Here is a 19,855-nt window from a genome sequence, read left to right on the forward strand (position 1 = left end):
AGTGAGCTTGAGTTCGATCGTAGATCTGTCGCGGCGGCACTGAGACCATCGAGTCTCAGGCCGACCACGTGGCTGATTGAGGGCGCCACTACTCGTTGACGCCTAGCGCTCGGAAACGCTCTGCGGATCGGTCCTCGGCCCGACGGTATGCTTCGGCAGCTCTCTTCACCTGAGTTCCTAGTGCATCCAACTCCTCGGAGATTCCGTTCACGATGTCTTGCTGTTCGTGCGCGTAGCGTGCCAACCCGCGTCCCATGTCGCCACCCCGCATCGCCGTCGCACCATCCGACATCGTCGAGTCGACTCGCAGTTTGGCCAAATCGTCGGAGATCTTCCAGAACTCCCGCCCGGCCCGCTCGACGTCGCCGGGCTCGACCGTCACCTCGTCCGCCATGCGGCAAATTGTATCTCAGCTTGCATCCATCCAACCGCACTCGAATGCCAAGAAGACCGGCCGCATCACCTCGGGGTGACACGGCCGGTCTGTTGGCATAGGCGTTCTAGCGACGCAGGCCGAGGCGCTCGATCAGCGAGCGGTAGCGCTCGACGTCGACCTTGGCGACGTACTTGAGCAGGCGGCGGCGACGGCCGACGAGCAGCAGCAGGCCGCGGCGGCTGTGGTGGTCGTGCTTGTGCTGCTTGAGGTGCTCGGTGAGGTCTTCGATGCGCTTGGTCAGCAGGGCGACCTGCGCCTCGGGCGAACCGGTGTCGCTCTCGTGCAGGCCGTACTCGGCCAGGATGGTCTTCTTCTCGTCAGCGGTCAGCGACATGGCTGCGCTCCTTCGTGTTTTCAGTACCGTGTCCAAGGTCCTCCACCAGGAGGCGAGGTGCGCCACCACGGACTGCAGCAGCACCGAGGGGCCAATCTACCAGCGCCGCAGGTCGCGACCCAAATCCGGCAGCCGCGGGCGCCCCCTTACGATTTGTCCATGCGCACGATCCTTCAGCTCATCGCCGGCACCGTCATCGGCGTCTTCCTGCTCGTCATCGGCATCGGACTGCTCGCCAACGACGGTGCCCCCGACTGCGGCGGGCGGAAGATGAGCCGCGACGACACGTGCGTCACCACCAAGCGAGGTAAGTCGACTACGCGCACCTACGACCAGCAGAAATCCTCCGACCGCGGTGCGGGCATCGGAATGGTCGTGGTCGGCGGCCTGATGGCGCTGGGATCGGGCGGCTTCCTCATCGCCGGAGTCGTCGGCAGCCGTCGGAACAAGAACGCCGCCGGGGTCGCGGCATATCCGATGACGACCGATCCGCAGGCATACGGCCAGCACGGATATGCGCCGCAGCCCAGCTACGCCGCGCCACCCCGTCAGGCTCCGCAGGGTTACGCACCGCAGCCGGGCTTCCCCGCGCCCGCCGGTTTCACCCCGCAGCCGGGCTACGCGCCGCCGCCCGGACCATCCCAGGGCTACGGTTCGCCGCAAGGGTACGGCCCGCCACCTGGAGGCCAGCCGCCATTCGGGCCGCCGAATGGCCAGCAGCCTCCGCCCGGCCCGTTCTCGCCGCACACCCGCGGCCAGTGATGTCGAAGATCAGCCGCTGACCGAAACGCCGCTTCCGCCCGACAGCGAGATCCACACCACGAGAGTGGCTATCGCCGCCACCAGAACGCCTGCGCCGATCGCCGCGCCGAGGGCGAGACGCGAACGCGAACGCGAACCGCCACCAGCGGCCAGGGTTCCACCGATGCCGACGCCCACGGCAGCAACGCCCACGACGATGAGCAAGGGCAGAGCCGGCATGAGCGAGGAGATCTCCGACAGCGGTGTCGACGCGCCGAGCTGTCGAGAATCGAAGATCAAATGCGACCGGCCAACGACGGCCGCGAATGCCGCGACGAGAACGCCGGCGCCGGAACCGCAGGTGAGGATCAGTCCGGTCGACCGTCCGCCGATCGCGGCGATCCCGCCCGTGAGCATCACCAGTCCGAGGACAATGATCGCCCACCCCAGGCCGGGCGTGAGGTAGACGCCGTTGAAGTACCAGCCGATACCCGCCGGTTTGATGCCACCCAGGCCGATCGTCGCGAAGTCGAGCCAGGGCACGACGCTCAGCACCACCGCGACGACCCCGAGAATGATCGACGCGAACCCGCAGATGACTTGCGCGAGACGCGGACCCGCCACCGCGGCTACTCCGCGTCCCTGGCGAGGATCACCCGTGTCCGGTCCACGTCGTCGGCGATGGCCTTGATGAGGTCGTCGACCGAATCGAAATGCTCCATCGGCCGGATGCGCTCCACGAAATCGACCGCGACGTGCTGCCCGTAGAGGTCAGCCTCCGTGTCGAGGACAAAGGCCTCGACGGTGCGGGCGCGGCCGGAGAACGTCGGGTTGGTGCCGACCGAGACGGCGGCCTGGTACCGCTTGCCGTGCTTGACCTTGCCCACTTTCGCGCCGGGGCCAATCACCGTGAACCAGCAGGCGTAGACACCGTCGGCCGGGATCGCGGCATACATCGGCGGCGCGACGTTGGCCGTCGGGAAGCCGAGTTCGCGCCCTCGTCCGTCGCCTCGGACCACGACGCCCTCGACCCGATGCGGCCGGCCCAGCGCCTCGGCCGCCGACGTCACGTCGCCAGCGGCGACGCAGGAACGGATATAGGTCGACGAAAAGGTGACGGCGTGCTCGCCGAACAGCGAGATGGCCTGAACCTCGAAGCCGAACCGGGTTCCGAATTCGCGCAGCTTCTCCACGTTGCCCGCGGCCTTGTGCCCGAAGGTGAAGTTGTCGCCGACGACGACGTCGGCCGCATGCAGCGTCTCCACCAGAATGCTGTGGGCGAAGTCCTTGGGCGAACGCGAGGCGAGGGCCGGGGTGAACGGCATGACGCAGAAGACGTCGATGCCCATCTGCTCCGCCAATTCGGCGCGTCGCGTCAGGGTCGTCAGCTGCGGCGGGTGCGTTCCCGGCCGGACGACCTCGGCCGGGTGCGGATCGAATGTCATGAGCACCGACGGCAGGCCGCGTTCGGCGGCCGCCGTCGTCGCCGCTTTGATCAGCTGTGCGTGACCGCGGTGTACTCCGTCGAATACACCGATCGTGACCACACAGCGCCCCCAGTCAGCGGGGATGTCATCGAGACCTCGCCATCGCAACACTCCGTTCACCTTACTCGCCGTGTGGAAGCGAGAACCGGCGCCGCGGCATCACTAGACTGAACGCCATGCCACGCGGGAACGAACGGTCCGAGCTGACGTCGGTCGCCCAGGACTATCTGAAGGTCATCTGGACCGCACGAGAGTGGGGCGAGGTGAAAGTGACGACGTCGATGATCGCCGAGCGGCTCGAAGTCTCGCCGTCGACCGCGTCCGAGGGGATCCGCAAGCTCGCCGAGCAGGGACTGCTGGAGCACGAGAAGTACGGCGCCATCACCTTGACCGAAGAAGGCAGCCGGGCCGCGGTCGGAATGGTGCGCCGCCACCGGCTGCTCGAGACCTATCTCGTCTCCGAACTCGGATACAGGTGGGACGAGGTGCACGACGAGGCGGAGGTGCTCGAACACGCGGTCAGCGATCGGTTGATGGAGCGCATCGACGCGAAACTGGGTCACCCGCACCGGGATCCGCACGGGGACCCGATCCCCTCGCAGGACGGTGAGATCGCCAGCCCGGAGGTGTGTCTGTTGGCCGACCTCGCCGACGGTCAATCCGGCGTCATCGCCCGGATCTCCGACACCGACCCGGCGATGCTGCGCTACTTCGACGAGGTCGGCATCGCGCTGGACCGGTCGGTCCGCATCGCGGACAAGCGTCCCTTCGCCGGCACCACCACGATCAGCGTCGACGACGGGGAGCCGACCATCACGCTCGGCGACATCGCGACCCGCGCCATCTACGTCGCGACGAGCTGAACCGAACGCCGGGAGTGCGGCGACCGGGCCTCAGCCCCACGCGACACTAGTGATCCTGTTCCCCGATGCGGTGGACGTGGATGAGATTGGTGGAGCCGACCGTCGCGGGCGGCGCGCCCGCGACGATGACGACGGTGTCGCCCTGCGCCATCCGCCCGCTTTCGAGCAGGATCCGGTCCACCTCGTTGATCATGTCGTCGGTGTTGGCCACCCGCCCCACGATGAAGGTCTCGGTCCCCCAGCTCAACGCCAGCTGGTTGCGGATCTCCGGGATCGGTGTGAACGCGAGCAGCGGAAGCGCCGAATGAAGCCGTGCCAGACGTCGCACGGTGTCACCGGATTGGGTGAACGCGACCAAGGCCTTCACCGCTAGCCGCTCGCCGATGTCGCGCGCCGCGTAGGAGATCACGCCGCGCCGAGTACGGGGCAGGTGATCCAGCGGAGGCACCGAGCGCGGGCCCAACTCGACGGCGCGACAAATCCGGTTCATCGTCGCCACGGCTTGCACCGGGTACTTTCCCACCGACGTCTCGCCGGACAGCATGACCGCGTCGGCACCGTCGAGCACCGCGTTGGCGACATCGGAGGCCTCGGCGCGCGTCGGCCGGGAGTTCTCGATCATCGACTCCAGCATCTGCGTCGCGACGATGACGGGCTTGGCGTTCTCTCTGGCCATCTGGATCGCCCGCTTCTGCACCAGCGGAACCTCCTCCAGCGGCAGTTCGACGCCGAGATCGCCGCGGGCGACCATGATCGCGTCGAAGGCGAGCACGACCGCCTCAAGATTCTCGACCGCCTCCGGCTTCTCCAGCTTGGCGATGACGGGAACGTGGCGGCCGACGCGGTCCATCACCTCGTGGACCAGCTCGATGTCGGAGGGACTGCGCACGAACGACAGCGCCACGAGGTCCACACCGAGATTCAGCGCGAATTCGAGGTCGGCGATGTCCTTCTCCGACAGCGCGGGGACGGACACGTTCATCCCCGGCATGGACAGGCCCTTGTTGTTGCTGACCGGGCCGCCCTCGGTAACCGTGCAGACGACGTCCGAACCGTCGATGTCGGTGACCACGAGCCCGACCTTGCCGTCGTCGACGAGGAGCCGGTCCCCGACCTGGGCGTCACGCGCAAGCTGCTTGTAGGTGGTGCCGCAGCGGTCGTGGTCGCCGATCACATCATCGACGGTGATGCGGACGGTCTCGCCGGTGTTCCACACCGCTCGGCCATCGCCGCCGAACTTGCCGAGGCGAATCTTCGGCCCCTGCAGATCGGCGAGAATGCCCACGGCTTTGCCCGTGTCGGCCGCGACCTCACGCACGAAGCCGTACATCGCCGCGTGATCGTCGTGCGTGCCGTGGCTGAAGTTCAAGCGCGCGACGTCCATGCCGCTGTCGACCAGCGACTGGATCTTCTCGACGGAGGCGGTCGCGGGGCCCATGGTGCAGACGATCTTCGTTCGACGGTTCACGCAGCCCAGAGTAGACCGCTCCGCACCGGCGCCTCGCCGACACCTCGCCGCGACGATGAGCTGTCACAAACCATTCACACCGGTGTCACGCGGCGCGGGCTCATGCCTTGTCGGAATCCACCGGATCGTCGTCTTCGGTCGTCTCGGGCGTTGCCTCGTCCTTCGGCTCCACCGCCTCGTCGGCGTCGGCCTCCGGTTCTTCGCCGTCTTCGACGGAGGTGTCATCGACGGAGGTGTCGTCGACGCCGGTGTCATCGAGGTCGGCATCGTCCGCGACGGCCGGCTCGTCGGGCTCAGCCGGCTCGTCCGGCTTCTCCTCGGTGGGCTCGTCGGACTCGGCCGCCTTATCCTCGACCTCGGCTTCGGCTGAATCGATGTCAGCGGTGTCGCCTTCGCCCGCGTTGTCGTCGCTATCAGCGCTCTCGGCCCCGTCACTTTCATCGGCGCCATCGGCGCTGTCAGTGTCCTCGGCTTCGACGGTCTCGTCAGCCGAGCTGTCGTCAGCCGACGTGTCGTCGGGTTCTGCCTCGGTATCGGCGGCCGGGTCCGCGTCGACGTGCTTCACGATGTTGGGCCGGTCGTCGGCGTCGGCGATGTCGTCACCCGACGCCTTCGCCTCCGACTCCGCGACGTCGTCCGTCGCATCGGGCTCGTCGCTTCCCGCGTCGGCCTCGACGACTTCGGCGAGCCTGTCCAGCGAGGCCAGCAGCGACTCGGAGGTGGTGCCGCGGGCCCGCTCGATGCGCTTCGTCTCGTCGCTGGACAGACGTGTCCAGTCGTAGGTGTGGGTCACGCTCGTCGTTTCCTCGTCGACCGGCTTGAGTTCCCACCGCCACAGATGGCCGGGCGGCGCCTTGTCGACCTCCGACGGCAGCCACGCGATGACACGGTCCTCGACGAACTCGACGACCTTGTTGTCGCGGACACGGCCGCTGGTGTTCGTCATCCGGAACGAATCGCCGACAGCGGTCACGCGCTGCCCCTCGTCGGCCTCCTGCAGGTTCTCGTTCCCGTCGAAGCGCGGCTGCTGTGCGGGATCTGCGATGAGGTCGAAGATCGCCGAGGCCGGCGCAGCGATCTCCCGCGTCGCACTGACGATCCGAACGGCATCCTCGTCGACGTCTGCCGGTACGACCGAAGGCACGCTCGGCGCGGATTCGGGCACACTCGGCGCGGATTCGGGCACACTCGGCGCGGATTCGGGCACACTCGGCGCGGATTCGGGCACGGTCGGCGTGGATCCGGGCACACTCGGCGCGGAATCGGGCACAGTCGGCGCGGAATCGGGCACGGTCGGCGAATCGTCGGCCCACGGGTCGACGTAGCCGACCTTGCCCTCGGCGGCCAGCACCTCGGCGCGCTTCGGCCAGTACATCGAAAGACCCAGTTCTCGTCCGCGCGGCGCGGCGAGGAAGTACGCCAGTGCGCACGCGAACACCACGACCGCGACGATCGAGTTGACGCGAATACCCATCCCGAACGGTTCCGAGGCGGGGTCGTCGCGGACCAGCTCGATGAAGAAGCGGCCGAAGCAGTAGCCCATCACGTAGAGGGCGAACAGCCGTCCGTGGCCGATCCGGAAGTAACGGTCCACCGCCACGAGCACCAGCACGAAGAAGACGTTCCACAGCAGTTCGTAGAGGAACGTCGGATGAACCGGGTCCGGGTGCAGGACGCTGGGATTGCCGGTGGAGACACCGGCCAGATTGTCGAGCTGGCCCGACGAGTTGACGCGCTCGAAGATCTGCAGACCCCACGGCAGGTCGGTCGGGCGCCCGAACACCTCCTGGTTGAAGTAGTTGCCGAGGCGGCCGATGGCCTGGGCGAGCAGGATCGGCGGCGCGATCGCATCGCCGAAGGCGGGCAGCTTGATCCCGTAGCGGCGGCAGCCGATCCACGCACCGACGGCCCCCAGGGCCACAGCACCCCAGATGCCGAGGCCGCCGTCCCAGATCTTCAGCGCGTCGAGCGGCCCGCGCGTCGGGTCCAGGTCGGTGAAGTAGTACCGCCAGTCGGTCATCACGTGATAGGCGCGGCCGCCGATCAGACCGAACGGTACCGCCCAGATCGCGACGTCGAGCACCTCGCCGGGCTGACCGCCACGAGCGATCCACCGCCGCGATCCCCACCAGAGGGCGACGAAGATCCCGATGAGGATGCACAGCGCATACGCGCGGATCGGGAAGGGGCCGACTTGCCATACGCCTTGCGGCGGACTGGGAATGAGGGCGAGAACCTGCGCGGTCGACACAACAGTCACGGCCCAACCCTACCCAACGGGCCGAATCGCACAGGCCCGGACGCTCGGTGCGATCGCAACCGGCGCCCGATGGAACCTCAGTACTCCTTGCGGACGCCTTCGGCGAGTTCGGCCACCAGGCCGGACAACTCGTCGGGACCCTCGGCGGCAGCGGTGACCAGGGCCGACCCGACGATCACGCCGTCGGCGTAGGCGGCGATCTCGGCGGCCTGCTTGCCGTTGCGCACGCCGAGGCCCACTCCGATCGGGATGTCGGAGTACTCGCGCACGCGCGCACACAACTCCGGCGCCATGTTCGAGACGGCGTCGCGCGCTCCGGTCACGCCCATCGTCGACGCCGCGTAGACGAAGCCGCGCGACGCGTCGACGGTGAGTGCGATCCGCTCCGGCGTCGACGACGGCGCGACGAGGTAGATGCGGTCGAGGCCGTGGGCGTCGGAGGCCGCGTGCCACGCCGCGCCCTCCTCGGGAATCAGGTTGGGGGTGATCACTCCAGCTCCGCCCGCGTTGGCGAGGTCGCGGGCGAAGTTCTCCACCCCGTAGGCGAGGATCGGGTTCCAGTAGCTCATCACCACGGCTTGGCCGCCCGCCTTCACGACGGCCTCGCAGGCGGCGAAGGCGTCACGCACGCGGACGCCGTTCCGCAGCGCTGTGTCCGCGGCGGCCTGGATGGTGGGTCCGTCCATCACCGGATCGGAGTACGGCACGCCCACCTCGACGATGTCGCAGCCCGATTCGACCATGATCCGCATCGACTCGAGCGACTCGGCGACGGTGGGGTACCCGACCGGCAGGTAGCCGATGAGCGCCGCCCGGTCCTCCCGACGGCAGGCCGCGAAGGTTTCGGTCAGCTTCGAGGGCGGGGCGCTGTGGCGCGTGGTCGTCATGCGTCCTGCCCTTGCGGACGGTCGAATAGGCCGAACCATTTGCCAGCGGTGTCGACGTCCTTGTCGCCGCGACCGGACAGGTTGACGACGATGATCGAGCCCTCCCCCAGTTCCTTGCCGAGCTTGAGCGCCCCGGCGACGGCGTGGGCCGATTCGATGGCCGGGATGATGCCCTCGCGCCGCGACAGCAGACTGAGCGCGTCCATCGCCTCGGTGTCGGTGATCGGACGGTACTCGGCCCGGCCGATGTCCTTCAGGTAGGCGTGTTCGGGACCGACGCCGGGATAGTCGAGGCCGGCCGAGATCGAATGGGATTCGATCGTCTGCCCGTCCTCGTCCTGCAGCAGGTACGAATAGGCCCCTTGGAAGGCGCCCGGCGTGCCGCCGGTGAACGTCGCGGCGTGCCGACCGGTCTCGACGCCGTCGCCGGCGGCCTCGAAGCCCACCAGGCGCACCGATTCGTCGTCAAGGAAGGGGTGGAAGATGCCGATCGCGTTGGATCCGCCGCCGACGCAGGCGACCACGGCGTCCGGCAGGCGCCCGGCGTGTTCGAGGATCTGGGCACGAGCCTCCAGTCCGACGACGCGCTGCAGGTCGCGGACCATCATCGGAAACGGGTGGGGTCCCGCCGCGGTGCCGAAGCAGTAGTAGGTGTTGTGCGCGTTGGTGACCCAGTCGCGCATGGCCTCGTTGATGGCGTCCTTCAACGTGGCCGACCCGTTGTCGACGGCGATCACCGTCGCGCCCAGCAACCGCATCCGCGCCACGTTGAGGGCCTGACGGTCGGTGTCGACGCGGCCCATGTAGATGACGCATTCGAGGCCGAGCAGGGCGCAGGCCGTCGCGGTCGCGACTCCGTGCTGACCGGCACCCGTCTCGGCGATGACCCGGGTCTTGCCCATCCGCTGCGCGAGCAGCGCCTGCCCCAGCACGTTGTTGATCTTGTGGGAACCGGTGTGGTTGAGATCCTCGCGCTTGAGGAAGATCCTTGCGCCGCCGGCGAACTCACTCAGGCGCGCCGCCTCGTACAGCGGCGACGGCCGACCCGTGTAGTCGCGCTGGAGCCGGTCCAGCTCGGCGAGGTAGTCGTCGTCGCTGCGCATCTTCTCGTAGGTCACGGTGACCTCATCGATCACGGCCATCAGCGCCTCGGGGACGTGACGCCCGCCGTAGTCGCCGAAATGTCCGCCGGCGTCCGGCTCGATCGACGTGCGGCTCGCGACGCCCGCGCTAGCGGAAGGATACGACGACGCGCCCGGGGCGTTCGCGGATGCCATCGCTATCGAACGGGCTTGGGGCACGACGGATGGGTACCCGCGGTGACCAGTTCGGCAACGGCGGCACGCGGGTCACCGCTGGTGACCAGCCCCTCCCCGACGAGCACCGCGTCGGCGCCCGCGCCGGCATAGGCGAGCAGGTCAGCGGTGCCGCGGATGCCCGACTCGGCGATCTTGATGACCTCGGTCGGCAGTCCGGGCGCGATGCGGGCGAACGAATCCCGGTCGACTTCCAGCGTTTTGAGGTTCCGCGCGTTGATGCCGACGACCTTGGCACCGGCTTGGAGGGCCCGGTCGGCCTCTTCCTCGGTGTGCGCCTCGACGAGGGCCATCATGCCCAACGATTCGGTGCGGTCGAGCAGCGATTCGAGAACGTTCTGCTCCAGGGCGGCGACGATCAGCAAGATGACGTCGGCGCCGTGGGCGCGCGCCTCGTGGATCTGGTAGGGCCCGACGATGAAGTCCTTGCGGAGGATCGGCAAATCGACGGCGGCGCGGACGGCGTCCAGGTCGGCCAGCGATCCGCGGAATCGGCGCTCCTCGGTCAGCACGCTGATGATCCGGGCGCCGCCGTCCTCGTAGATCCGGGCCAGTTCGGCCGGATCGGCGATGTCGGCCAGTTCGCCGCGCGAGGGGCTCGCCCGCTTGACCTCGGCGATGACGCCGATTCCGGGCTGGCGCAGGGCCGCCATGGCGTCGCGCGGCGGCGCGGCGGCTTCCGACGCCCGCTTGATCGCCGCGTAGTCGACGACCGCTTCGCGGGCGGCGACATCGGCTTTGACGCCCTCGATGATCGAATCGAGCACTGTCTGCTCTCCCACTGGCGTCTCACCTCCTCGCTGGCGTTCCCGGGTTGATTTGCCTGATGTGTCACAGGGTAGCCGCGCCGCCCTGTGAGGAATCTGCGGGGTAGGTTCGCGACCCGTCCCGGCGTCGCGCCACCGCCTCGCTACTCGGTCGGGTCGACACCGCCGTCGAGACTGTCCCACAGGGTGCGCTCGTTGCCGTCGGCGCGTTCACCGGCCGCTTCCGCGCGCTTGCGACGCTCGTGTTCGGCGAAGACCTGGCGTTCCAGTTCCTCGCGCCTGGCCGCCGGCGACTGATACCTCGACGACATCCCGGCGCCCCGGGCGGCCCGCAGCGCGAACACGGCCGCCACGGCAAGCAGCGCGGCGGCGACGAGGATGACGACCGGGACCCACGGGTTCGTCGTGGTCAGCAGCACCCGGTACCGCGGCGACAAGTCGATCGCACGGGCCGCGTAGTCACTGCTGGGCGTGCTGCTGAGCAACGAAATCGCGGGGATCGCGATCACGACCGCGCCCAGCGCGAGCAGGATCGCGAACACCCGCAGAGCCCACCCGCGCAACGACCACACCACCGCGATGGATGCGAGCAGCGCCAGCGCGACGGGGGTCAGCCAAGGACTCCAGTCGGAACCCTTGACGGTGAAGGAGCGCATCGGCGAGAGTCCGTCCTCGGCTTCGACTCGCGCCCAGGGCAGCAGCGAGGACGCCCACAAGACGATCGCGGCCCCGGCCAGGAGCAGCGACGCGACGATCTTGCCGAACGTCTGGCGCCGACGGCGGGCCGCTTCGGCGGCTTCGGTTTCGTCGCTCATGTCCGCTCCTCGTTCAGCGGGCGCATCGTCTCCGCGGCCGCGACGGCGTTGAGCACCGCCGTCGCCTTGTTGCGCGCCTCGTTGTACTCGTATTCGGCTTGGCTGTCGGCGACGACGCCGCCGCCGGCCTGCACGTAGGCCTTGCCGTCGGTGAGCAGCGCCGTGCGGATCGCGATCGCCGTGTCGGCGTCGCCGGCGAAATCCAGGTAGCCGACGACGCCGCCGTACAGCCCGCGACGGGTGATCTCGTGCTCCTCGATCAGTTCCATCGCCCGCACCTTCGGAGCACCGGTCAGGGTTCCGGCCGGGAAGCAGGCGGTCACCGCGTCCAGCGCCGACTTGTCCTCGCGGAGTCGGCCCGACACCGTGGACACCAGGTGCATGACGTGGCTGTAGCGCTCGAGGTGGCGGTAGTCGCTGACCTTGACCGTGCCCGGCTCGCAGACCCGGCCGAGATCGTTGCGGCCCAGGTCGACCAGCATGAGGTGCTCGGAGTTCTCCTTCTCGTCGGCCAGCAGGTCCTTGCCGAGCAGGACGTCCTCCTCCTCGGTCGCGCCCCGCCAGCGGGTGCCGGCGATCGGATGGGTGGTCGCCACCCGATCGGTGACGGTGACCAGCGCTTCGGGCGAGCTGCCGACGATCGTCACCGGGTGCTCGCCCGATCCGACGGTGTCGGGCATCCGCAGCAGGTACATGTACGGGCTGGGGTTGGAGGCGCGCAGGACGCGGTAGACGTCGAGCGGGTCGGCGTCGGTATCCATCTCGAACCGCATGGACGGCACCACCTGGAACGCCTCGCCCGCCTCGATGTCGCCGACGAGCGTCTCGACGATCTCGCGGTAGTCGTCGAGGGTGCGCTGCGAGGCGTAGTCCGGCGCCGGACGGTCGAAGACGGCAACGGTCGATGCCGTGGGCGCGGCCAGCGCCGCCGTCATCCGGTCGAGCCGGGCGACGGCGTCGGCGTAGGCCTCGTCGACGCGCTCGTCGCTGCCGTTCCAGTTCACCGCGTTCGCGATGAGCGTGATGGTGCCCTCGTGGTGGTCCACCGCGGCCAGATCCGTGGCCAGCATCAGGAACAGATCGGGCAGTCCCAGATCGTCGACGGTGGTCTCCGGGAGCCGCTCCAGCCGTCGCACCATGTCGTAGGCCATGAACCCGACGAACCCGCCGGTGAGCGGCGGCATGTTCGGCAGCGGGTCGGTGGCCAGCAATTCCAGGGAGGCGGCGAGCGCCGCCAGCGGATCCCCGCCCGTGGGCGCACCCGCGGGCGTCGCGCCCCACCAACTCGCCTCCCCGTCGACGACGGTCAGTGCCGCGGGGGAACCGGCCCCGATGAACGACCAGCGCGACCAGGATCGACCGTTCTCCGCCGACTCCAGCAAGAAGGTCCCGGGACGGTCGCCGGCGAGCTTGGCGTAGGCCGAGAGCGGTGTCTCGCCGTCGGCGAGGACGCGTCGCGTCACCGGCACGACGCGATGGTCGACCGCGAGGTCGCGGAACTGCTCGATCGAGGTGGTGGTCAGGTGCGCGTGGCTTCTCATCCGAGCGGCTCGCCTCCGACGCCCCAGTGGTTGCGGGGCACTTCGGTGATGGTCACCCAGACCGAGTCGGGGTTCTTACCGGTGGCGCGCGCATACGCCTCGGTGACCGCCGCGATGGTCTCGCGCTTGATGGCGTCGGACAGGCCGGGGGTCTGGGAGATCTGGATCAGCGGCATGGATGTTCACGCTCCTGGGGAGTCTGGTCGGAAGAGTTCGTCGGTGTCGAAACAGCTGTGGTTGCCGGTGTGGCAGGCCGGCCCGGTCTGCTCGACGACGAGCAGGACGGTGTCGCCGTCGCAGTCGAGCCGGACCGACCGCACGCGTTGGGTGTGCCCACTGGTCTCGCCCTTCACCCAGTACTGCTGGCGCGAACGCGAGAAGTAGGTGGCGGCCCCGGTCGCCAGGGTACGGGCCAGCGCGGTGTCGTCCATCCAGGCCTGCATCAGGACGATACCGGTCCCCGCTTCCTGCGCCACGGCCGCGACGAGTCCCTCGGAGTTGCGCTTGAGGCGAGCGGCGATCGCCGGGTCGAGCCGATCGCCGTCGTCGCCTGGTAGATCGTTCGCGGTCACGTCCGTGCCTCCATTCCCGCGCGGCGGACCGTGATCCCCGCATCGGCCATCGCCGACTTGACCGCGCCGATCGTCAGCTCGCCGAAGTGGAAGACGGACGCGGCGAGCACCGCGTCGGCCCCGGCGCGCACGGCGGGCGCGAAGTCGTCGACCTTCCCCGCGCCGCCGCTGGCGATCACCGGCACGTCCACGACGGCGCGCACCGCGGTGAGCATCGCGAGGTCGAAGCCGGCTTTCGTGCCGTCGGCGTCCATCGAGTTGAGGAGGATCTCCCCCACCCCGAGTTCCTGTCCGCGCCGCGCCCACTCCAGCGCGTCGATGCCGGTACCGCGGCGACCGCCGTGGGTGGTGACCTCCCACCCCGACGCGGTCGGCGCACCACCGTCCGGAACGGTCCGCGCGTCGACCGACAGGACGATGCACTGGGAGCCGAACCGGCGGCTCATCTCGCTGAGCACCTCGGGCCGCGCGATCGCGGCGGTGTTGACGCTGACCTTGTCCGCGCCCGCACGCAGCATGGTGTCGACGTCGGCCACCTCGCGGATGCCCCCGCCGACGGTGAGCGGAATGAAGATCTCGTCGGCGGTGCGCTTGACCACGTCGATCATCGTCGCCCGCCCCGAACTTGATGCGGTCACGTCGAGGAACGTCAGTTCGTCGGCGCCCTCGGCGTTGTAGCGCGCCGCCAGCTCGACCGGATCGCCCGCGTCGCGCAGATTCTCGAAGTTGACGCCTTTGACCACGCGCCCGTCGTCGACATCGAGGCACGGGATCACGCGTACTGCCACACTCATCGGACCTCCCAGTCCTGTCCGGTCACGGAGTCAATAAGGTCGATCAGCTCGCCGTGGACCCCCGGTGCCGCGGCGACGACCGACGGGGACTCGACGCGCCACGGGTTGCCCGCGATGTCGGTGACGACCCCTCCGGCCGCGCGGACCAGGGCCGCGCCGGCGGCGTTGTCCCACGCGTGGCGACCGAAGGTGATGGCGCCCGAGTAGACGCCTGCCGCGGTGAACGCGAGGTCGACGCCGATGCTTCCCGACATCCGCAGCCGCGCCACCCGACTGCTCAGCGCGGCGAGCACCTCGATGCGGCGGGCCCCCGGATAGCGACCGCGCGCGCGTTCATTGAAGGCGCCGAAGCCGACCACCGAGTCGCGCAGCGACACCGGCGGCAGCGGGTCGGCGAGCCGGCCGTTGCAGCTGAGCCCGCCGCCCTCGTAGCCGACGTAGCGCAGGTCCAGCAGCGGCAGCCAGGTGAGTCCCAGCAACGGCTCGCCGTCGTGGCACAGGCCCACCAGGATCCCGGTCATCGGGTTGCCCGTCGAGTAGTTGAACGTGCCGTCGACCGGGTCGACGACCCACACCAGGCCGACGTCGGCCGGGGCACCGCCGAATTCCTCGCCGTGACACGGCAGGCCGGTGCGCTGGGTCAGTTCGGCGCAGATGAACCGCTCGAGGTCGAGGTCGACCTGCGTCGCGAAGTCCTTCTCGCCCTTCGCCACGACCCCCGGCGCGCCGACACCGGCCCGGAACTTGGGCACGGCGGCGTCCAGGATCGATGCGGCCGTCTCGGCGAGCCGGGGCAGGTCGGGGGCGGGCGGCGTCGACATCAGGCCCCGCGGACCGCCGCCAGTGCCTCGGGAAGCGTGAACCGGCCCGCGTAGAGCGCCTTGCCGATGATCGCGCCCTCCACACCTTGATCGCACAGTCCGGCGATGGCCGTGAGATCGGCGAGTTCGGAGATCCCGCCCGACGCGACGATGGGCGCGCGGGTGCGCGACGCCACCTGGGCGAGCAGGTCGAGGTTCGGACCGGACAGCGTGCCGTCCTTCGACACGTCGGTGACGACGTAGCGCGCGCAGCCGTCGGCATCGAGGCGAGCGAGCGTCTCCCACAGGTCGCCGCCCTCGGTGACCCAGCCGCGCCCGCGCAGTTTCCACGAGTCCCCGTCCGCGGTGACGTCGAGTCCGACGGCGATCTTGTCGCCGTATTCGGCGATCGCCGCCGCGCACCACGCGGGGTTCTCGATCGCGGCGGTGCCCAGGTTCACGCGGGTGCATCCGGTGGCCAGTGCCGCGGCCAGCGACTCGTCGTCGCGGATGCCGCCGGAGAGCTCGACGTCGACCTGCAGCTCGGCGATCACGTCGGCCAGCAGCGCCCGGTTGTCCCCGCGGCCGAAGGCCGCATCCAGATCGACCAGGTGGACCCATTCCGCGCCGTCGCGCTCCCACGCCAGCGCGGCGTCGCGCGGCGAGCCGTACGACGTCTCGGTGCCCGCCGCCCCGCGCAGCAGGCGAACGGCCTGGCCGTCGGCGACGTCGACGGCGGGCAGCAGTTGCAAAGCATCCGGCATGGGAGGGTGATGTCCTATCGATCGTCGGCGGGGGGCTGGGATTCCCGCTCATGTCTCAGTTGTTCGGCGGCCTTATCGATGACGCGGTTGGCGACGACGCCGATCGCCGCGACGATACCGACGACGGCGAGCAGCGCGACGGCCAGCCCCAGCCAGCGATGCACCTGCACCGCACCCCAGATCAGCGGCAGCGAGACGACGAGCACGGCCAGTCCGGCGCCCAAGGCGAGCAACGCGAGTTTGATGAAGGAGAACTCGTGACGATCACCGGTCATGACAGGCTCCTGCACCAGTTGGCCAGCAACGCCAATCCGACGTCGCCGGATTTCTCCGGGTGAAACTGGGTCGCCGCGAGCGCGCCGTTCTCGACCGCCGCCAGGAAGCGCGACCCGTGCGTCGCCCAGGTCAGCTTCGCCGCCGCGATCGGCGACGTCGCCTCGGTACCGAGTTCCCACGTCTGCGCCGCGTACGAGTGCACGAAGTAGAAGCGCTCGTCGGAGCCGATCCCGTCGAACAACACCGATTCCGCCGGTGTCTCGACGGTGTTCCACCCCATGTGGGGCAGGACCGGCGCGTCGAGCCGGGTGACCGTTCCCGGCCACTCCCCGCACCCCTGCGTCTGCACGCCGAACTCCACGCCGGCGTCGAACATGATCTGCATGCCGACGCAGATCCCCAGGACGGGGCGACCGCCGGCGAGGCGCCGGCCGACGACCTGCGGTCCGCCGACGTCGGTGAAACCGGCCATGCACGCGGCGTACGCACCGACCCCGGGCACCAGCAGGCCGTCGCATTCGGTCGCCGCACCCCGGTCGGACGTGACGGTGACCTCGGCGCCGACGTGCTCGAGCGCCCGCTGGGCCGAACGCAGGTTGCCCGACCCGTAATCGAGGATCGTCACCGACGGTTGGCTCACAGACTGCCCTTCGTCGACGGAACCCCGCTCACCCGCGGATCCGGTTCGCATGCTGCGCGCAGCGCACGCGCGACCGCCTTGTACTGCGCCTCGGTGATGTGGTGCTGGTCGCGGCCGTACTCCACCCGCACGTGCAGCGCGATGCGGGCGTTCAGCGCGAGCGACTCGAAGACGTGCCGGTTGATCACCGTCGAGTACGGCGCACCGGCCTTTTCCCCCTCCTGCACCCCAGGGATGACCGCGGTGAGCAGGTGGTCGGGTTCACCGGTGTGCACGAAGTAGGGCCGGCCGGACACGTCGACGGCGGCGTGGGCCAGCGTCTCGTCCATCGGGATCCAGGCATCCCCGAAGCGGCGGATGCCCTTCTTGTCGCCGAGAGCCTCGGCGAAGGCCTGGCCCAGCACGATCGCGGTGTCCTCGACGGTGTGGTGCGCCTCGATCTCGATGTCGCCGCGCGCGGCCACGGTCAGGTCGAAACTGCCGTGCTGGCCGAAGGCGGTCAGCATGTGGTCGTAGAAGGGCACGCCGGTGGCGATGTCGGTGCGTCCGGTCCCGTCGAGATTCAGCTCGACGGTGATCGACGACTCTCGGGTGGTGCGTTCCACCCGCGCGGTGCGCTCGGCACTGGTGCTCATCAGACCCTCACTAGGTCGGTCGGCGCCAGCTTCTCGCTGACGCGCAGGAATGCGTCGTTCTCGGTGTCCAACCCGATGGTGACACGGAGGCGGCCCTCGATCCCCGGATCGCGGATCAACACGCCGTCGTCGAGATACCGCTGCCAACTGGCCTCCGGGTCGGCGAACACGCCGAACAGCACGAAGTTCGCATCGGACGGTGCGACGTCGTAACCGAGTTCACGCAGCCTCGCGACCACCCGTTCGCGCTCGGCGACGATGCTGGCGACGCCGGCGAGCGTCTCGTCGCGGTGGCGCAGCGCTGCGCGCGCCGCCGCCTGCGTCTGCACCGACAGGTGGTAGGGCAACCGCACCAGCAGCAGCGCGTCGACGATGGCCGGCGACGCGGCGAGATAGCCCAGACGGCCGCCGGCGAACGCGAACGCCTTGCTCATCGTGCGCGAGACGACGACCTTGCTCGGGTAGCGGTCGATCAGCTCGACGGCGCTGCGCTGCCGGCTGAACTCGCCGTACGCCTCGTCGACGATGACGATGCCGGGCGCGGCGTCGACGATCGCCTCGAGATCGGCGTTGGGGATCGACGCCCCCGTCGGGTTGTTCGGCGACGTCAGGAACACGACATCGGGTGACAGCCGGTCGATCTCGCCCAGCGCGTAGTCGACGTCGAGGGAGAAGTCGGCCGCCCGCTTGGCCGCCAGCCAGGTCGTGTCCGTGCCGTCGGCGATGATCGGGTGCATCGAGTACGACGGGACGAACCCCAGCGCTGTCCGGCCCGGCCCGCCGAACGCCTGCAGCAACTGCTGCAGGATCTCGTTGGAGCCGTTGGCCGCCCAGATGTTCGCCATGCCGAGGTCGACACCGGTCGTCGCCGAGAGATACCCGGCGAGGTCGGTCCGCAGCGCGACGGCGTCGCGGTCGGGATACCGGTGCAACTGGGTCGCTGCCGCGCGCACCGACTCCGCCACGTCGTCGATGAGCGCCTGCGACGGCGGGTGCGGGTTCTCGTTGGTGTTCAGCTGAACAGCCACGTCGAGTTGCGGTGCGCCGTAGGGCGTCTTGCCGCGCAGGTTGTCGCGCAGCGGCAAGTCGGCCAGCGACGCCCGGCTTCCCACCGTGTTCACGACTGCGTCCGCGGCGCGAACCGGGCCTTCACGGCATCGCCGTGCGCGGGCAGGTCCTCGGCATCGGCCAGCGTCACGACCTGACCCGCCACCTCGCCGAGAGCGGCCCGGTCGTAGTCAATGATGTGGACGCCTTTGAGGAAGGTCTGCACCGAAAGGCCCGACGCGAAGCGCGCCGAACCCGACGTCGGGAGGACGTGGTTGGAGCCGGCGCAGTAGTCGCCGAGGCTCACCGGCGAATACGGGCCGACGAAGATCGCGCCGGCGTTACGGACGCGTTCGGCGATCGACGCAGCGTCGCGCGTCTGGATCTCCAGGTGTTCGGCGGCGTACTCGTCGACGACGCGCAGCCCCGCCTCCAGGTCGTCGACCAGCACGATGCCCGATTGCGGGCCGCCCAGTGCCTCGGCGACGCGCTCGGAGTGCTTGGTCGCCGCAGCCTGGATCGCCACCTGCTCGTCGACGGCGTCGGCGAAGGTTTCGCTATCGGTGACCAGCACCGAGGCGGCCATGACGTCGTGCTCGGCCTGGCTGATCAGGTCCGCCGCGACGTGGGCCGGGTCGGCCGACTCGTCGGCGAGGATCGCGATCTCGGTGGGTCCGGCCTCCGAGTCGATGCCGACGACACCGCGCACCAGCCGCTTGGCGGCCGTCACGTAGATGTTGCCCGGCCCGGTGATCAGGTCGACCGGGTCGAGTTCGGCGCCGTCGGTGTCCGCGCCGCCGTAGGCGAGCAGCGCCACCGCCTGGGCGCCGCCGACCGCCCACACCTCGTCGACGCCGAGCAGCGCGCACGCGGCGAGGATCGTCGGGTGCGGCCAGCCGCCGAAATCGGCCTGCGGAGGCGACGCGACGACCAGTGACGGCACGCCGGCCGCCTGGGCGGGGACCACGTTCATCACGACGCTCGACGGGTAGACCGCGTTGCCGCCGGGAACGTAGAGCCCGACGCGGCGCACCGGGATCCACTTCTCCGCGACGCGCCCACCCGGGGCGACCTCGGTGGTGACCGTCGCCCGCCGCTGGTCGGCATGGACGAGACGGGCGCGGTCGATGGACTCCCGCAGGGCGGCGGTCACCGCCGGGTCGAGCCCGGCCGCCGCGTCGGCGATGACCTGAGCGGGTACCCGGACGGTCGCCGGACGCACCTTGTCGAAACGCTCGCCGTAGTCGAGCGCCGCGACCGCCCCGTGGCTCTGCACGTCCTGCACGACCGGCGTGACCGTGGGCAGCACGGCGTTGACGTCGGTACCGCCGCGGGGCAGCGCGCGACGCAGCTGAGCTGCGGTCGGCGTCGAACCGCGGAGGTCGGTGCGCGAGAGCATCGTGACTCCTGGG

At 69.5% G+C, this 19,855-nt stretch carries 23 protein-coding genes; 2 read left to right on the plus strand and 21 right to left on the minus strand.

All coding sequences use genetic code 11. The annotated features are described in order from the left end of the window. Positions 1–88 precede the first annotated feature (88 nt). Both GOARA_RS09685 and rpsO read right to left on the minus strand, forming a co-directional pair. A complete protein-coding gene (locus tag GOARA_RS09685) occupies positions 89–394 on the minus strand; it encodes a DUF6317 family protein (RefSeq protein WP_007322177.1) in 306 nt (101 codons plus the stop codon). A gap of 106 nt (positions 395–500) precedes the next feature. Further along, complete coding sequence (rpsO, locus tag GOARA_RS09690) at positions 501–770, minus strand: 30S ribosomal protein S15 (RefSeq protein WP_007322178.1); 270 nt, start codon at positions 768–770, stop codon at positions 501–503. Between the two features lie 159 nt (positions 771–929). On the opposite strand from rpsO, the gene GOARA_RS09695 reads away from it, so the two are divergent. Further along, complete coding sequence (locus GOARA_RS09695) at positions 930–1,532, plus strand: hypothetical protein (RefSeq protein ID WP_007322179.1); 603 nt, start codon at positions 930–932, stop codon at positions 1,530–1,532. Positions 1,533–1,541: 9 nt separating this feature from the next. Here GOARA_RS09695 and GOARA_RS09700 read toward each other — a convergent pair whose 3' ends face one another. Both GOARA_RS09700 and GOARA_RS09705 read right to left on the minus strand, forming a co-directional pair. Continuing rightward, positions 1,542–2,135: a hypothetical protein gene (locus GOARA_RS09700; protein WP_007322180.1), complete on the minus strand. Its 594-nt coding sequence runs from the start codon at positions 2,133–2,135 to the stop codon at positions 1,542–1,544. A gap of 5 nt (positions 2,136–2,140) precedes the next feature. After that, positions 2,141–3,109 (minus strand): bifunctional riboflavin kinase/FAD synthetase, encoded by a 969-nt coding sequence (locus GOARA_RS09705; protein ID WP_083834840.1) that lies wholly within the window; start codon positions 3,107–3,109, stop codon positions 2,141–2,143. A 65-nt stretch (positions 3,110–3,174) separates the two neighbouring features. Here GOARA_RS09705 and GOARA_RS09710 point away from each other — a divergent pair, with 65 nt between their 5' ends. After that, positions 3,175–3,861, plus strand: a complete 687-nt coding sequence (locus GOARA_RS09710) for a metal-dependent transcriptional regulator (RefSeq protein ID WP_007322182.1) — start codon at positions 3,175–3,177, stop codon at positions 3,859–3,861. Between the two features lie 46 nt (positions 3,862–3,907). Here the strand turns inward: GOARA_RS09710 and pyk are convergent, their stop codons facing one another. The 17 genes from pyk to hisD form a co-directional block, all read right to left on the minus strand. Next, positions 3,908–5,329 carry a pyruvate kinase gene (pyk, locus tag GOARA_RS09715; protein ID WP_040522582.1) on the minus strand — a complete coding sequence of 474 codons (1,422 nt, stop codon included), beginning with the start codon at positions 5,327–5,329 and terminating at the stop codon, positions 3,908–3,910. Positions 5,330–5,429: 100 nt separating this feature from the next. Further along, positions 5,430–7,589, minus strand: a complete 2,160-nt coding sequence (gene lgt / locus GOARA_RS09720) for a prolipoprotein diacylglyceryl transferase (RefSeq protein WP_007322184.1) — start codon at positions 7,587–7,589, stop codon at positions 5,430–5,432. 77 nt (positions 7,590–7,666) lie between these two features. Beyond that, positions 7,667–8,476 (minus strand): tryptophan synthase subunit alpha, encoded by an 810-nt coding sequence (trpA, locus tag GOARA_RS09725; protein WP_007322185.1) that lies wholly within the window; start codon positions 8,474–8,476, stop codon positions 7,667–7,669. Further along, positions 8,473–9,753, minus strand: coding sequence for a tryptophan synthase subunit beta (gene trpB, locus GOARA_RS09730; RefSeq protein ID WP_007322186.1), 1,281 nt, complete (start codon positions 9,751–9,753; stop codon positions 8,473–8,475). The genes trpA and trpB overlap by 4 nt, the downstream gene beginning before the upstream one ends. 2 nt (positions 9,754–9,755) lie before the next feature. Then, complete coding sequence (trpC, locus tag GOARA_RS09735; protein ID WP_007322187.1) at positions 9,756–10,574, minus strand: indole-3-glycerol phosphate synthase TrpC; 819 nt, start codon at positions 10,572–10,574, stop codon at positions 9,756–9,758. A 128-nt stretch (positions 10,575–10,702) separates the two neighbouring features. Beyond that, positions 10,703–11,374: a TIGR02234 family membrane protein gene (locus tag GOARA_RS09740; protein ID WP_007322188.1), complete on the minus strand. Its 672-nt coding sequence runs from the start codon at positions 11,372–11,374 to the stop codon at positions 10,703–10,705. After that, positions 11,371–12,915 (minus strand): anthranilate synthase component I, encoded by a 1,545-nt coding sequence (locus GOARA_RS09745; RefSeq protein WP_007322189.1) that lies wholly within the window; start codon positions 12,913–12,915, stop codon positions 11,371–11,373. Before GOARA_RS09745 ends, GOARA_RS09740 begins: the two co-directional genes overlap by 4 nt. Continuing rightward, positions 12,912–13,091, minus strand: a complete 180-nt coding sequence (locus tag GOARA_RS09750; RefSeq protein ID WP_007322190.1) for a tautomerase family protein — start codon at positions 13,089–13,091, stop codon at positions 12,912–12,914. The genes GOARA_RS09745 and GOARA_RS09750 overlap by 4 nt, the downstream gene beginning before the upstream one ends. A gap of 6 nt (positions 13,092–13,097) precedes the next feature. After that, a complete protein-coding gene (gene hisI / locus GOARA_RS09755) occupies positions 13,098–13,487 on the minus strand; it encodes a phosphoribosyl-AMP cyclohydrolase (RefSeq protein ID WP_007322191.1) in 390 nt (129 codons plus the stop codon). After that, a complete protein-coding gene (gene hisF / locus GOARA_RS09760) occupies positions 13,484–14,281 on the minus strand; it encodes an imidazole glycerol phosphate synthase subunit HisF (RefSeq protein WP_007322192.1) in 798 nt (265 codons plus the stop codon). The genes hisI and hisF overlap by 4 nt, the downstream gene beginning before the upstream one ends. Then, positions 14,278–15,102, minus strand: a complete 825-nt coding sequence (locus tag GOARA_RS09765; protein WP_007322193.1) for an inositol monophosphatase family protein — start codon at positions 15,100–15,102, stop codon at positions 14,278–14,280. Before GOARA_RS09765 ends, hisF begins: the two co-directional genes overlap by 4 nt. Further along, positions 15,102–15,845, minus strand: a complete 744-nt coding sequence (priA, locus tag GOARA_RS09770; protein WP_007322194.1) for a bifunctional 1-(5-phosphoribosyl)-5-((5-phosphoribosylamino)methylideneamino)imidazole-4-carboxamide isomerase/phosphoribosylanthranilate isomerase PriA — start codon at positions 15,843–15,845, stop codon at positions 15,102–15,104. Before priA ends, GOARA_RS09765 begins: the two co-directional genes overlap by 1 nt. Positions 15,846–15,859: 14 nt before the next feature. Beyond that, complete coding sequence (locus GOARA_RS09775; RefSeq protein WP_007322195.1) at positions 15,860–16,120, minus strand: hypothetical protein; 261 nt, start codon at positions 16,118–16,120, stop codon at positions 15,860–15,862. After that, positions 16,117–16,761, minus strand: a complete 645-nt coding sequence (gene hisH / locus GOARA_RS09780; RefSeq protein ID WP_007322196.1) for an imidazole glycerol phosphate synthase subunit HisH — start codon at positions 16,759–16,761, stop codon at positions 16,117–16,119. Before hisH ends, GOARA_RS09775 begins: the two co-directional genes overlap by 4 nt. Continuing rightward, positions 16,758–17,396 carry an imidazoleglycerol-phosphate dehydratase HisB gene (hisB, locus tag GOARA_RS09785; protein ID WP_007322197.1) on the minus strand — a complete coding sequence of 213 codons (639 nt, stop codon included), beginning with the start codon at positions 17,394–17,396 and terminating at the stop codon, positions 16,758–16,760. The genes hisH and hisB overlap by 4 nt, the downstream gene beginning before the upstream one ends. Beyond that, positions 17,396–18,517 carry a histidinol-phosphate transaminase gene (locus GOARA_RS09790; RefSeq protein WP_007322198.1) on the minus strand — a complete coding sequence of 374 codons (1,122 nt, stop codon included), beginning with the start codon at positions 18,515–18,517 and terminating at the stop codon, positions 17,396–17,398. Before GOARA_RS09790 ends, hisB begins: the two co-directional genes overlap by 1 nt. Continuing rightward, complete coding sequence (hisD, locus tag GOARA_RS09795; RefSeq protein ID WP_007322199.1) at positions 18,514–19,842, minus strand: histidinol dehydrogenase; 1,329 nt, start codon at positions 19,840–19,842, stop codon at positions 18,514–18,516. Before hisD ends, GOARA_RS09790 begins: the two co-directional genes overlap by 4 nt. Positions 19,843–19,855: the final 13 nt, after the last annotated feature.

Source organism: Gordonia araii NBRC 100433 (assembly GCF_000241265.1).
Taxonomy (GTDB): Bacteria; Actinomycetota; Actinomycetes; order Mycobacteriales; family Mycobacteriaceae; genus Gordonia; species Gordonia araii.